Source organism: Thermogladius sp. (assembly GCF_049970955.1).
GTDB lineage: Archaea > Thermoproteota > Thermoprotei_A > Sulfolobales > Desulfurococcaceae > Thermogladius.
The window spans coordinates 22,287-34,779 of sequence record NZ_JBMFLY010000003.1; the positions used below are offsets into that span (position 1 = coordinate 22,287).

Consider the following 12,493-nt stretch of genomic DNA (forward strand, 5'->3'; position numbering starts at 1 on the left):
AGTTTACCCAGGGTACTGCTGTGGTACTGATCCTGGCCACCGGCGACATACACGCCCCGGTCTACACCTCGAGTTTCCTGAGCGCTCTTGAGAAAGCTGGTTCTGTAGAGCCGGACGTGGTTCTACTCGCGGGTGACCTGGTGGAACACAACAACATAGCCGCTTTTAAACCAGTCTACGAGGAGCTCCTCAAGCGGTTTGGACGCGTGCCTATTGTGGCGGTTTTTGGGAACGAGGAGTACGCGGGGTTTGAGGACGAGTATAGGAGAGTCTACGGGAGGATCAGGTGGCTGAACGACGAGGTCCTCGACCTAGAGGTGTCCGGTACAAGGCTGTGTATCATAGGGTCTCGGGGCGCGCTCAACAGGCCGACGAAGTGGCAGGAGAGGCATATGCCGGGTCTAAAAGTCTACTATAAGACTCTACCGGAGAAGGTGCTGAGAATGAGCAGGGAGTGCCGGGCTCGTGGATGTCAGAAAATCGTACTGCTGACGCACTACGGGGTGACCTTCAAGAACCTCGCGGGTGAGCCCCGCGATATTTGGGACTACCTAGCCAACCCTGACTTCGAGAGAGTCTTGGCCGAGGGGGGTTTCAGCCTGGCTATCCACGCTCACGCCCACAGGGGGGTGTACGAGAGGGTGGTCGTCGGGGACACTCCCGTATACAACGTCTCCTTCCCGGCTAGGGGGAGGATCGTCGAGGTCTCTCTCGAGTGAAAAAGCACCCGGTCACAACGCAATGTAGACTCCGCCACCGATGTCCGCCGCGTTCGCGGGCGGCTCCTCGTACAACTCGACATCTTCGAGCCTGTGCAGGTCTACTACCTCCTCCAAGACCCCCCGGAGCTTGGCAGGTAGGTAGACCTTGGCCTTTACGGGGTCGGAGAGCCGCATATTGTTCTTCTTCTTGAACCTCCATATAGCGGAGTTGACCTCCTCTACGAGCTTAGCTAGCTCGTAACCCTTCTCTACGAGCACCTTATCCGCCCTAGGGAACTCCTCTGTGTGCACGCTCTTCCCGTAGAGCTCTCTGTAAATGGCGTCTGTGACGAACGGCATTATCGGCGCCAGCATCTTGAGAAGAGTCTTCAACACGTAGTGTAGAGTGAACCAGGCCCCTCTCTGCTCCTCGCTACTGTACCTCCCGCTCTGGTTGTAGGCCCTCGACTTGACTAGCTCGACGTATTGAGAGGCGAAGTAGTTCCACGCGAACTGGTATATCTCGTGTACCGGCTCGTAGACGTCTAGCTCCGCGTAGGCCCTGTCGACCTTCTCGAGGACGGCGTTCAAGTAGGCCAGGGTCGCCTCGTCTATGGGCCTCAGCTTGTAGTCGCCCGGCTCGGGGAAACTAGACACGAACCTCGCTATGTTCCACAGCTTGGTGGCGAACATCAGCCCCGTCTTGATCAGCTGTTCCGAGAACCTGTAGTCGTACCCTAGCTTCCCACTGGCTGCGGCCCAGAATCTGAAGGCGTCTGCCCCGTACTTCTCCAGGTAGGGGTCTGGGTCTATGACGTTGCCTTTGGACTTGTGCATCTCCTCACCCTTCTCGTCTAGCCCCATCCCCGTTATCCTCACCCAGCTGAAGGCCGGCTTCCCCGTCAATTGGTACACTCTCAGCAGTGTGTAGTAGAGCCACGTCCTCACGATGTCGACGCCCTGCGGGCGCAGGGTGTACTTCACTCTCTTGTAAAGGTCGGGGTTGTGCATGTACCCAGAAGCGTAGAGCACCGAGATGCTGCTGTCGAACCAGGTGTCGAACACTTTCTTCTCGCCGACAAGCTTGTCTCTGGGCGCCCCGCACACTGGGCACCTGTCCCACGGCGGTGGGTCTCTCCAGGGCCTGTAGTAAGTGCCCGGCTCCGGGACGAGCACACTACCACAGCTCGTGCAGCGCCAGACGGGGACCTCGGTGGCGTAGTACCTGTCCCGGCTTATAGGCCAATCCGTTGCTACGCTGTTGATCCACGACACTAGCCTGCTCTTGTGGAACTCCGGCCTGAAAACGATTTTGTTTACCAAGTCAATCAGTGCGTTCTTGAACTCCACCTGCTTGAGGAACCACTCTCTCGCCATGATGATCTGAGTCGGCGTCTTGCACCTCCAGCAGACAGGCACCGAGTGCCTAATGGCCTCTTTCTTTACTAGGAATCCGCTCGACTCGAGCGCCTCGACGACCTTCTTCCGCGCCTCCTCGACGGTTAGCCCTGCGAGGAAGCCTGCCTTGTCCGTCATCCTGCCTTCTTTGTCTATGATTATCTCGGGCTGGAGCCCTAGGTCCCTGAACATCTTGACGTCGACGTGGTCTCCGAAGCTACACACCATCATAAGGCCCGTGCCGAAGGAGGGGTCTACCTCCGGGTGCTCGGCTATTATCAGTTCTGTCCCGTACAGCGGGGCTACAGCGTGCAGACCTTTCAGCCTTTCGTACCTCTTGTCGCCCGGTTTATAGACGAGGGCTTTGCAAGCCCTGAGGAGCTCGGGTCTGGTAGTGGCCACAACAACGTCCTCGCCGGTCTCCTTGACTTTGAACTTTATGTAGTATAGGTAGTCGTCTCTCTCGACGTACTCGAGCTCGGAGTCCGCGAGCGTCGTCCTGCATCTCGGGCACCAGTTAACGGGTCTCTCGGCCTCGTAGATCAGCCCCTTCTTGTAGAGGTCTATGAAGGTCGCCTGTGTTATCGTCCTGTACTTGACGCTGTCCGTCCCCTCCCTCCAGTAGTCGAAGCTACAGCCGAGCCTCCTCCAAACCTTAACAATCTCGTTCTCCGCCTCGTCTAGGAAGCGCTTGCACAACTCCAGGAACTTCTCCCTACCCTCGGGCGTCTTAGAGAGCTCGTGGGGGTTGACGCCGTACTTCTTCTCGACCTGTACCTCTACTGGTAGCCCGTTCCTGTCGGCGTAGAAGGGGACCACGACGGCGTAGCCCTTCATCCTGAAATACCTTGCTATCATGTCTATCTGGGCGTAGTGTGCTGCACCGCCCACGTGCCACTTGCCGCTAGCGTATGGGGGCGGTGTGTCTATAACTATTACTTCCTTCGAGTCTAGATCGGGCTTGTACAGTCCCTCCCTCTCCCACAGCTCTAGCAACTCGACCTCTTTACTAGGGCTCCAGCGCGTCACCTTTATCCTAGGCTTGAACGTTTCCGGCAACGCGACACCTGTCCGGCTAGGTGTTATAAAGTAGCCGTTTGTGATTAAAAACGTTCAACGACTCACTGCGGAGTGGGTTTTGCCCTAATGAGAAGCCAGGAGGTCTCGAACACCTTTCTTAGCACGTCTTCTCCGAGGGGCTTTCTCAAAACCCACCTGACGTTCAACGTCTCCACGCCGCCCGGGGTCTTGGAGCCCACGACCTCGAGGCTCAGGGTCACGTCCTTGAGATCGGGGCCCGCCAAAGCTGGGTCTAGAGTCGAATATATCAGGCAAAAGTCCTCCTTTACGCAGCTAGTTCTCGTGACAGGGTAGTCAAAGCCCTTCTTGTACACGTCCACGCTTACGAAGACCTTGTCGTCCTCCTCGACCACCAGTACCCTGTAGTAGTCGCTGAAGTACACCTCCCTTACATTGTCCGGCAGCATCGGCTAAGACACCTGTTTGTACTCTAACTTAAATTCCTCGGCCATTTTATAAGCCTCGAGGATCTCGTCGCGCCTGAGCCTCCGCGCTATCTCCTTGTACTTCTCCGGGTACTTCAGGACTAGGTGCTCTGGCCTGTACTGGTCCATTACGTTCACTAGCGCCCTCGGCGTGTTCTCGGATATCCACTGTAGGACTCTCCTAGTGCAGCACTCCAGGTGTCCGGGTAAGACCAGGTGTCTTATGATCATGTCCCCTGAGTCGTGCGCCATCTTAATGTTTCTCGTCGCTACCGCCCAGTAGTGCCTAACCTTGCTTAGCCGCCAGGCGCACTCGTCGTTCCCGTACTTCAGGTCTGGGAGCCATATGTCTATCACGTCGAGGAGCAGCCTCGTGACCTCCTCGGTCATGTACATGTTGCTGTTCCACAGCTGCGGCACGTTCACGTCGAGGAACTTGAGGCTCTCGAGTATGAAGGCCACGTGAGGCGTTGGCTCGCCCCCCACGTGGTTTATGTTGCGCGCACCTCTCAGCCTTAGAGCCCTCTGGATCTTGGCGAGCTCCAGGCTCGAGACAACCTCGCCGCCTCTCGCGTTGACCTGGCTGATGTCGTAGTTCTGGCAGAACACGCACTTGAAGTTGCAACCGCCGTAGAAGATAGTCCCGCTAGGTACGAGCGGCGCCTCCTCCCCAATGTGGAGGAAGGCCGAGTGAACAATGCACTTGTCGGCCATTAAGCAGACGCCGGGCTGACCGCTGAGCCGGCGGGCGCCGCACCTCCTCTCGCACAGCCTACAGGGGTCCATGAGCCTACGGGCGATAGCTATCTTCACGTCGAGGTAGCTGTGCCTGGGGTCGGGGGTCTTCAGGTACGAGGCAGGGGTCGCGTCGGTGCTCTTGACCTCTCTCAGCAGGCTGTCGAAGTCCCTGGCAGCCCTCTCGTGGACCTTCCACAGTTCTCCCATGTCTTCCAACCTGTACGGGTCCTCGGGGACCTCGACCTTGCGAGCGATTATGAACTTCGCCGGCTTCTCGTCGACCATCACGCTGTGGTACCAGGACAGCCTCTCTCTTACTACCCCGTCCTCCCACACTGTGAGGGCGTCGGGTCTAAGTACAAAGACCTCGAACATGGTCTTCATCACTTTTCTCTTGGATAAGACTCTTAAAACCGTGTCTAGGTCTCCCCACTCCGTTAAGCACGGGATAAGGGTTGGCCCTCAGAGGCCTACGAGCCTTCACTCGAGGAGGAGAGCTCCTCTAAGAGTTCTCTGACCACCCTCTCGACCCTGCTCGTCAGCTCCTCCGCTCTCCTCTTGGAGTACGCGAAGTGCATCAGGTCCTTGAGCCTGAATATCTTCTCGTGGAAGTGCTTTATGATGTCGTCCATACTGCTACCCGTTTTCCAGTTGTACGCGAACACCCGTAGGAACCCTACCACGCCCAGCGCATCGAGCTTGTCGGCGTCGCTCAGGACGAGGGCCTCGGTGCTCATAGGCCAGACCTTCTTCGAGCGCGAGTAACTGAAGCTGTGGTACTCTATGGCGTTGACAACCTTTTCGACGACCGCGTCGTCCAAGCCCCACCTCTTGAGGAACCCCGCTGCGAAGACCGCCGAGTAGTAGGCGTGGGGCTCCCCTATGACTCTCCCGACGTCGTGCAGGTATACCGAGAGGTCTAGCACGAGGGGGTCGACTTTCAGCCCCTCCTCCCTAACGATCTCCCAAGCCCACTTCCTCACTCTCTCCACGTGGGGGTACCCGTGGTCGAAGTCCGACCCCAGCGACTCCCGTGCTACGCGCCTAGCCTCGGCCACGACTCCTTCCATGGGCGCACCCACGTTTACATGAGGGCCCTCGTCTTTAAACCCCTTTGGTCCGGGGCTCTAGGCATTTCGAGAACTCGCTGTAGAGCTCCGAGAGAATCTCGATACGCTCACCGCCAAGACAGCCCTTCACTGCCTCCAGGATCTCGTCCATCCGCCTCCTACCCGTGAGCGCCCCTGCTAGTGCCCAGGTGAGGGCGTCCAGCTTCACGCAGTCCACTCCGGCCGTGGCGCAGAGCTCTCTGAGGGCTGCCAGGGCGGTCCTCTTCTGCCTTGTCATCAACAGGCCCACGCACTCGTCTAGGCTCCCGCCACACCCCCTCACGAGGCAGCCTGCTAGCAGTAGCAGGGCGTTTCTCCGGTCTACGGGTACGGCTACGTCCCCCCTCGTCTCCGAGCCGCACGCCAAGCAGACGTACCTCAGCATCTTACCCGCGAAGGCGATCGTCTTGTCCTCGGGGCTTCCACCCACCGTCCTCGCCAGCTCCTCCACGAGTCCCTGGAGGTTGCCACAGTACCTCAGCGGGTCGGCCTCGAGCTCCGCCGCCAACCTCGAAGCGTAGAACCTGCTGAGCCTGTCGAGCTTGTCCAACAGCCTGGCCCTGTTGAAGCGCGTGGACTCGAGGAAGCCCCTGTGTACCTCGTACAGCCCTCCCGCCGACGACACCACCCACTTGGCGAACTCCGTCCAGTACACCTCGCCGGTAGTACTGAGCTGGTAGCTCACCAGGGAGTTGGCTACGACTAGGACAGCGGACTTCCCGCAGCCAAGCCTCTCAACGACCTGCCTCACCGCGCTGAACTGAGGGTCGGCCCTCTCGAAGCACTCGAGGAATCCCCCGAGACCCCTCAAGAGCTCCGCTATGAACCTTACCCTATCACGGTCTACTATCAGCGTCCCGATCCCCTGATGCGGTAGTCCGTGAAGTAAATGTCGTGTTGAGTACAAATAAACGCTCGCCAAGCCGGTGTGGGCACGACGGGGAAAAAGCAAGTTTAGGGGAAGAGCTGCGCCGTAGAACTCTGCCTAGGCACTGTATTGGGAGGTTAAGCGAATTCGAAGTATATGCCAGCTGGAACATTGTAGACGCAGCTGCCGCACCATGGGCACGGCCATGGGGGCGGTTGTGTGTATTTGTATTTGCTGACTGCTACGTACACGTACTTGTCGACGTTGTAGCCGATGCCCTCCCAACTGCCAACATTATACATACCGCCCGTAACGTAGAAGCCGGGCCGCTCGGTGCCCAGCGATATCTGTACTGCTGAGGCGAGAGTCGCGGCCACCGCGCACGCCGCGCCGCTAGTCTCGAGGCCGAGGGCGGGGCAAACACCCATCGCTATGACCGCGCCGGATACCCCTACTCCGGACCAGCTCCCACAGGTGTCGTAGTATTGGAATACGCTCTCTAGAGCGACGGACTCGCCCGGGCTCAGCGCCCCGTCGCTCAGGGCGGTGCCCGGTATTACTAGCAGGGTTCTAGTGGTTGCGTTAAAGAACTTGTCCATAATGTAGGGGTGCGGCAACCCCTGCTCTACACCCCCCTGTATGATGTCGCCTTTCACCAGGACGTCTGCTATGAACGCCTCTACTCTGTCCCGGCCCTGCAGGCGGGTACATCCACTCGAACTGCATAGGTAGGCCTCGACGAACCGCTGTATTGGCCTGGCCCATATGTACAACCACGCACTAGAATTGGGCAAAACCGGGTAACTGACGCCGTAGTAGTAGGTGCTTCCTCCCCACGTTCTCCCGGCTAGCTGCAGGCTTATGTCCGGCAGGCTAGCACGCGTTATGTTCGGCAAGATGTCTCCAGTGCCGACGGTGAGCTTAGCCTCTACTACTTTTGGCAGGGGCCCTATATTTATGCTGACCATGACCACCCCCGAGTAGGAGAAGAGGTTGTTCGCGATCAGCACGGGCGTTTTAACGTAGAGTATTCCGTTCTCTACCCTGAAGTAGCTGGGAGGCAGGTACGCCGTCACGTACTCTGGCTTGTTCGTGTACGTCCTCTCGCAGTAGTAGAATGGGGGGTACACGAGGGCGCACTTCAGGTCTACACTACCCGAAGTCGGTGGAGTAGTGCCCGCCTCGGCGTTTTCGACCTGGAGAACTTCAACGTTTTTCACAGGCCTTAACAGGACGTTCTCTACTCTGTAGACCGCCCGGTAGAGTCCCCCGGCCTTGGACACCGAGACCGTGTACTTCAGCGCTCGCGGTGACAAGAGGTCGCCGAGTCTAACCGGGAGCGAGTATGTCGTCTCGTACAGCACGCTGTTGCTTGAGGCGTTCAGCAAGACAGCGTGTACTATCAGGCCGAAGAAGTGGTTTGCCTGCCCGTTGCCTGGTACTCCTCTCGACCTGAGCACCGAGGCCCAGGCCCTCAGCGCCGGCTCGATGCTCTTGTACGGGACTAGGAGGAGGGGTATACCCCTGTAGCACTTGAAGCCCAGTAGAAGAGTGTCGCCTGGGACAGGGGCGACAGCCTCCGCCCTCACACACAGGTATACGTCCCTGCTCAAAGACAGCTGGTCTGTCACATCGACATTCCTGTCGTGCGAGGGCTCGTGGAACCTGAACTCCAGGTAGACCCCGGGCTCGACCATCAGGTGTGTCCCGAGAGGTATGGAGGCCGAGAGTACCCCGACAACTATCAATAGAGCCACGTAATGCCGGCTGAGCCAGCGTGGCCAAACACGCACTAGGAGCCCCTATAAAGGTTAAACAAGTTTTGTATCTATAAACTTTTGCCCGCGCTCGTCGTCCACGACCAACGCCTCGACACGCACGCGGAAGGGCCTCGGGGTACGCCTGACGGTAATACACCAATCCACGGCTGCCTCGTAAGGAGTAGCCTTAGAGTGGCCTCTGCAAAGACATATTACCACCGACACCCGGTTACAGTAGCCCGGGGTTACCTGGACACCTCCGACTCCAAGCCCTCGCGCGATGGTGGCCTATGTACCACGTCTCCCTCGACGTCAGGCTGGGGGCAGAGGGCCCCTCGCGTATCACGAGAAGGCTCTCGGAGTTGCTGGGCGAGCCGGTCAGGGATGGACCTGTCGGCCTCTACCGCAGGGGAGAACTCGTGGTGCTGGTAGTGAGCAGGGGGGAACAGCTCTACATAGACATCATAGGGCCCGAGGAGGAGGTCAACTCCGTCCTCGCGGGGCTGAAGGACTGCCTCCCGCTGACAGGCGTGTACGTGAGGGGGATGCGGAGGCTCGGCTCTTGACGGGCTCTACGCTAGCTCTACTACCCCCCTCCTGACCCTGAGGTACCTCCTAGACACCAGTTTAGAGAGTATCTCCCTGGCCGCGTTCTTGGACACGCCCATCTCCCTCTCTATAAGGAACAGCACGTCGCCCACCCTCAGCTCGCCGTAGTCGAGCATCGCCTTCTTGACGAGCTCCAGAGCCCTCTCTTCGAGGGGGGCTAGGCCGGTCCCCTCTACTAGACGGCCGCCGCTAGTTGTGAGGACTACCCTCTCGCCCGTCGAGGGTGTCTCGAAGACGTACACGCCCCAGTCCAGCCTCCTCAGGTAGTGCCTCGTGTAGAACCTGGGCGCCTTGACCCTCTGCGTCAGGAAGACGACTACGTTCTCGGCTGGGACGTCGAAACACGGCTTGTCTACGCAGACCAGTCTAGTCTCGGGGCCCGGCAGGCCCTCCTCGGGCTTCTCGCTTAGCACCACCCTCTCCAACCCCCTGGTCAAGACTGCCGCCAGGGCCTCTGCGACGCCCCTCTCCGCCACGACGTTGATCCGGCCGCCGGTGGTCTCCTCGACAAACCTCGCGACGAGCTTGAGCGCTACGTTGATGTCGCTGGTGTAGACTACGTGCCTGCCCCGGGCCAGCGCCTCGACTACGCGCAAGAGGGCTTCCTCTCGCCTACACTAAAAATACTCCCTGCGCCATAAAAAGTGGTCTGGGCGGCATCATGCGGGGGGACTACCTCAACTGGCCTAGACTAGTGGAGGACGCGCTCTCCAAGTGGGGTAGCGTCTCTGTCGAGGGGCCGTTCGAGAACATCGTGGTGTCGGGGATGGGCGGTAGCGGTATCGTCGGGGACGTCGTCAAGCTACTGGCGCTGGAAAGGCTCAGCGTCCCCGTGGAGGTTGTGAAGTCCCACATAGTCCCATCTTACGTGTCCACTAGGACGCTCTTCGTCAGCGTGAGCTACAGTGGGAACACACACGAGACCCTACTGGCCACGGCCAGGGCCCTCGAGAAGGGGGCCAGGGTAGTGGCTGTGACCAGCGGTGGGTTGCTCGAGAGGCTGGCCGTGGAGAGGGGGCTCCCCGTCTTCAAGACCCCTGCAGGCCTGTTACCCAGGGTGAGCTTCCCCCACATGCTGACCGGCGTGCTAGGCGTACTGGACTCCAGCGGCCTCACCGTCGCGTCGAGAGCCGAGGTCGAGGAAGCCAAGAGGCAGCTGGAGAGAGAGGCGGGGGAGATAGCCGGCGAGGCCTCATCGCTAGCGGAGTTCGCCTACAGCAGAGAGCTCCTCGTCGTCGCCACCCACAGCCCCCTGGAGCCCCTGGCCGTGAGGGCTAAGTCGGAGTTCAACGAGAACTCGAAGATCGTGGTCAAGGTAGACGTGGCACCCGAGTGGATGCACAACGACATAGTCGGCTACGAGAAGCCCCTGTTCGACGAATACCGGGTTGTCGCGTTCTACGACCCCGACGACCAGGCGGGGAGGGGCCTCGTCGAGTTCATGGTGGGGGAGCACGAGAGGAGGGGCAGGAGGGTCAGGGTACTCGCGTTGAGGGGGGCGAACAAGGTGGGGAAGGTACTCTACGCCGCCATGTTGTTCGGGCTGGCTAGCGTGGAGCTGGCGCTGAAGCGGGGGCTGGACCCCGCTGCGACGGAGAGTATTGCGAGGTACAAGAGCGCGGCTGGGAGGATCTTCGGGACGGGCCCGCTAAAGCCCTGAGGCCCAGAACGCGACAAGCCCCAGCACCATCGAAGCCAGCATTTTCACCCTCGCGTCCTCCAGCACCTTTTTGTCCGTGGGCCTGGAGTAGGCCTTCACCGCCTGGTGTAGGTAGGCGGCCGCCGCCAACATTATGAGGGCTAGGAAGGCCGCGCTCCCGCTGAACGCGTACGCGGCCAGGGCTAGGAGGGGCGCCGAGGCCCCGACGGCGAGGACCAGCCTCCTCGACGCCTCCACGCCGAACACTATCGGTATCGTCCTGTAGCCGGCCCTCCTGTCGCCCTCCACGTCCTGTAGCGCCTTGACCACCTCCCTGCCCGTGGTAACGAGGAAGACGAGTAGTGCGAAGGCGGCTGTGAACGCCAGCTTTCCCTGGGGAGACCCGGCGAGCACGTAGCCGTAGACGACGGGCCCCGTGGTGGAGAGCGAGACGAGTAGGTGGCTCCACCAGTGAGCCCTGAGGTAGCTGTAGGCCAGCCCCGCTAGGGTGTAGACCGCTGCGACCAGGGCGGGCGGCCAGCCTACGCCCCGACCGGCGAGCGCGAGTAGCGCGTTCAGGGCTATAGAGGCTGCTGCCAGGGCTAGCCCGAGGCTCCTCGCGGCCTCCCGGCTGGCCCGGCCTGACGGTATCGGTTTCCACGGCTTGTTCACCGCGTCCGCCGCCGCGTCCACGTAGTCGTTCACGAGCATCGAGGCCGCCGTGGAGAGGTAGCCCGTCGAAGTAGCGACCGCGGCCACCAGGACGTCTGGTGGAGTGTAGCCCCTGTAGACCAGGACAGCCATGAGGGCGCCCAGGCCGCTCATGAGGCTGTTGACGGGCCTCGTCATCGCTACGTAGTCGCGCAGCCCCAAGCAACACACCACTGTTTTAAACTCGGGAAACAGAGTTAAATACGGTGTGATGAGACGACGGTTTACGGACCGGTGAAGAGCGTTACCCTAGCTGAGGCCTCCTCCCAGCATACGACAAGCTAGCCTACACTACTCCTGTACCCGAGAACGAGATGCGAGAATATGTAGTGAGGGGGTCTACGCCGCAGGTAGGCCTACCAGGAGACGCGCCCGAGCCCGCGTGGGCTAACGCCCTCGCTCCCGGGTGAGTAGCTACGGCGTCGGGCTCTTGGGAGCGGCGGGCTGAACCCCTCGGGTGAACCCCTCGGGGCTTACACCCCCGCCCCATCAACCCCGTCTTCTACGGGAGCCCTACCCGCCACGGGTGACCCCGTAGCGGACGGCCGCCTCGTCTCGGGGAGGGGTTCCCGCTTAGATGCTTTCAGCGGTTACCCCACACGGCGTGGCTGCCCGGCGTTGCCCGCCAGGACAACCGGTACACTAGAGGCCGCGGCGCCCCGTTCCTCTCGTACTGAGGGCACCTTCCCCTCAGGCGGCCCGCGCCCCCCGCGGGTAGAGTCCGACCTGTCTCACGACGGTCTAAACCCAGCTCACGTTCCCCTTTAATGGGCGGGCAGCCCCACCCTTGGGGGCTGCTGCACCCCCAGGATGGGAAGAGCCGACATCGATGTAGCAAACCGCGGGGTCGATGGGAGCTCTCGCCCGCGACGACCCTGTTATCCCTGGGGTAACTTTTCTGTCATGCCCGGCCCCCACCGAGGGGGACACGAGCGTTCGCTAGGCCGCGGTTTCCCGGCCGGACCCCTTGTGTTCAAGGGTCCGGTCAGGCCGGCTTTTGCCCTTGCACTCTACGGCGGAGCTCTGACCCGCCTGAGCCGACCTTTGGGCGCCCGTGTTATCTTTTCGCGGGCGTGCCGCCCCAGCCGAACCGCCCACCTGGCGTTGTCCCCCAGGGTCACCCCCGGGGTGAGGCCCCCAGGCTGTGGTGGGTGGTGTTTCATTGGCGCCTCCGCCACACCCGGAGGTGTGGCTTCACAGGCTCCCACCTACGCTACGCACCACAGCCCAGAGGTCAGCGCCAGGCTGCGGTAAAGCTCCACAGGGACTTATCGCCCTGCGGGGGGTTGCCGGCCTGTGCACCGGCTCCGTGTCTTCACGGGGCCCCGGGCCAGGACAGTGGGGACCTCGTTGATCCATTCATGCGCGCCGGAACTTACCCGGCAAGGCATTTGGCTACCTTAAGAGAGTCAGAGTTACTCCCGGCCTTCAGCGGCGCTTCGCCGGGTTGTACCC

Annotated in this window: 11 protein-coding genes and 1 rRNA gene; 3 read left to right on the forward strand and 9 right to left on the reverse strand. The window is 60.6% G+C overall.

Features of this window, described 5'->3' with window-relative positions:
- Positions 1-20: 20 nt before the first annotated feature.
- On the forward strand, positions 21-719 hold the full coding sequence (locus ACP5VX_RS01675; RefSeq protein ID WP_428724167.1) for a metallophosphoesterase family protein: 699 nt from the start codon (positions 21-23) through the stop codon (positions 717-719).
- 12 nt (positions 720-731) lie between these two features.
- Here ACP5VX_RS01675 and ACP5VX_RS01680 read toward each other — a convergent pair whose 3' ends face one another.
- From ACP5VX_RS01680 to ACP5VX_RS01705, 6 genes are all read right to left on the reverse strand, one after another.
- The gene (locus ACP5VX_RS01680) at positions 732-3,158 is read right to left on the reverse strand and encodes a valine--tRNA ligase (protein ID WP_428724168.1); all 2,427 of its coding nucleotides are present in this window, start codon (positions 3,156-3,158) and stop codon (positions 732-734) included.
- 62 nt (positions 3,159-3,220) lie between these two features.
- On the reverse strand, positions 3,221-3,586 hold the full coding sequence (locus ACP5VX_RS01685; RefSeq protein ID WP_428724169.1) for a hypothetical protein: 366 nt from the start codon (positions 3,584-3,586) through the stop codon (positions 3,221-3,223).
- Positions 3,587-3,589: 3 nt separating this feature from the next.
- On the reverse strand, positions 3,590-4,726 hold the full coding sequence (locus ACP5VX_RS01690) for a radical SAM protein (protein WP_428724170.1): 1,137 nt from the start codon (positions 4,724-4,726) through the stop codon (positions 3,590-3,592).
- An 86-nt stretch (positions 4,727-4,812) separates the two neighbouring features.
- Positions 4,813-5,412: an HD domain-containing protein gene (locus tag ACP5VX_RS01695; protein WP_428724171.1), complete on the reverse strand. Its 600-nt coding sequence runs from the start codon at positions 5,410-5,412 to the stop codon at positions 4,813-4,815.
- A 34-nt stretch (positions 5,413-5,446) separates the two neighbouring features.
- Positions 5,447-6,373, reverse strand: coding sequence for an N-glycosylase/DNA lyase (locus ACP5VX_RS01700; RefSeq protein ID WP_428724172.1), 927 nt, complete (start codon positions 6,371-6,373; stop codon positions 5,447-5,449).
- Positions 6,374-6,456: 83 nt separating this feature from the next.
- The gene (locus ACP5VX_RS01705) at positions 6,457-8,067 is read right to left on the reverse strand and encodes a hypothetical protein (protein ID WP_428724173.1); all 1,611 of its coding nucleotides are present in this window, start codon (positions 8,065-8,067) and stop codon (positions 6,457-6,459) included.
- A 302-nt stretch (positions 8,068-8,369) separates the two neighbouring features.
- Between ACP5VX_RS01705 and ACP5VX_RS01710 the strand changes: the two genes are divergently transcribed.
- A complete protein-coding gene (locus ACP5VX_RS01710) occupies positions 8,370-8,645 on the forward strand; it encodes a hypothetical protein (RefSeq protein ID WP_428724174.1) in 276 nt (91 codons plus the stop codon).
- 6 nt (positions 8,646-8,651) lie between these two features.
- Here ACP5VX_RS01710 and ACP5VX_RS01715 read toward each other — a convergent pair whose 3' ends face one another.
- Positions 8,652-9,284: a hypothetical protein gene (locus ACP5VX_RS01715; RefSeq protein ID WP_428724175.1), complete on the reverse strand. Its 633-nt coding sequence runs from the start codon at positions 9,282-9,284 to the stop codon at positions 8,652-8,654.
- 65 nt (positions 9,285-9,349) lie between these two features.
- Here ACP5VX_RS01715 and ACP5VX_RS01720 point away from each other — a divergent pair, with 65 nt between their 5' ends.
- Positions 9,350-10,348 carry a bifunctional phosphoglucose/phosphomannose isomerase gene (locus tag ACP5VX_RS01720; protein WP_428724176.1) on the forward strand — a complete coding sequence of 333 codons (999 nt, stop codon included), beginning with the start codon at positions 9,350-9,352 and terminating at the stop codon, positions 10,346-10,348.
- On the opposite strand, the gene ACP5VX_RS01725 is transcribed toward ACP5VX_RS01720, so the two are convergent.
- Together ACP5VX_RS01725 and ACP5VX_RS01730 are read right to left on the reverse strand one after the other, a co-directional pair.
- Positions 10,337-11,200, reverse strand: coding sequence for a geranylgeranylglycerol-phosphate geranylgeranyltransferase (locus tag ACP5VX_RS01725; RefSeq protein WP_428724177.1), 864 nt, complete (start codon positions 11,198-11,200; stop codon positions 10,337-10,339). The two genes, ACP5VX_RS01720 and ACP5VX_RS01725, sit on opposite strands and share 12 nt — an antisense overlap.
- A 248-nt stretch (positions 11,201-11,448) precedes the next feature.
- Positions 11,449-12,493: ribosomal RNA gene (locus ACP5VX_RS01730) — 23S ribosomal RNA — on the reverse strand; the annotation flags it as partial.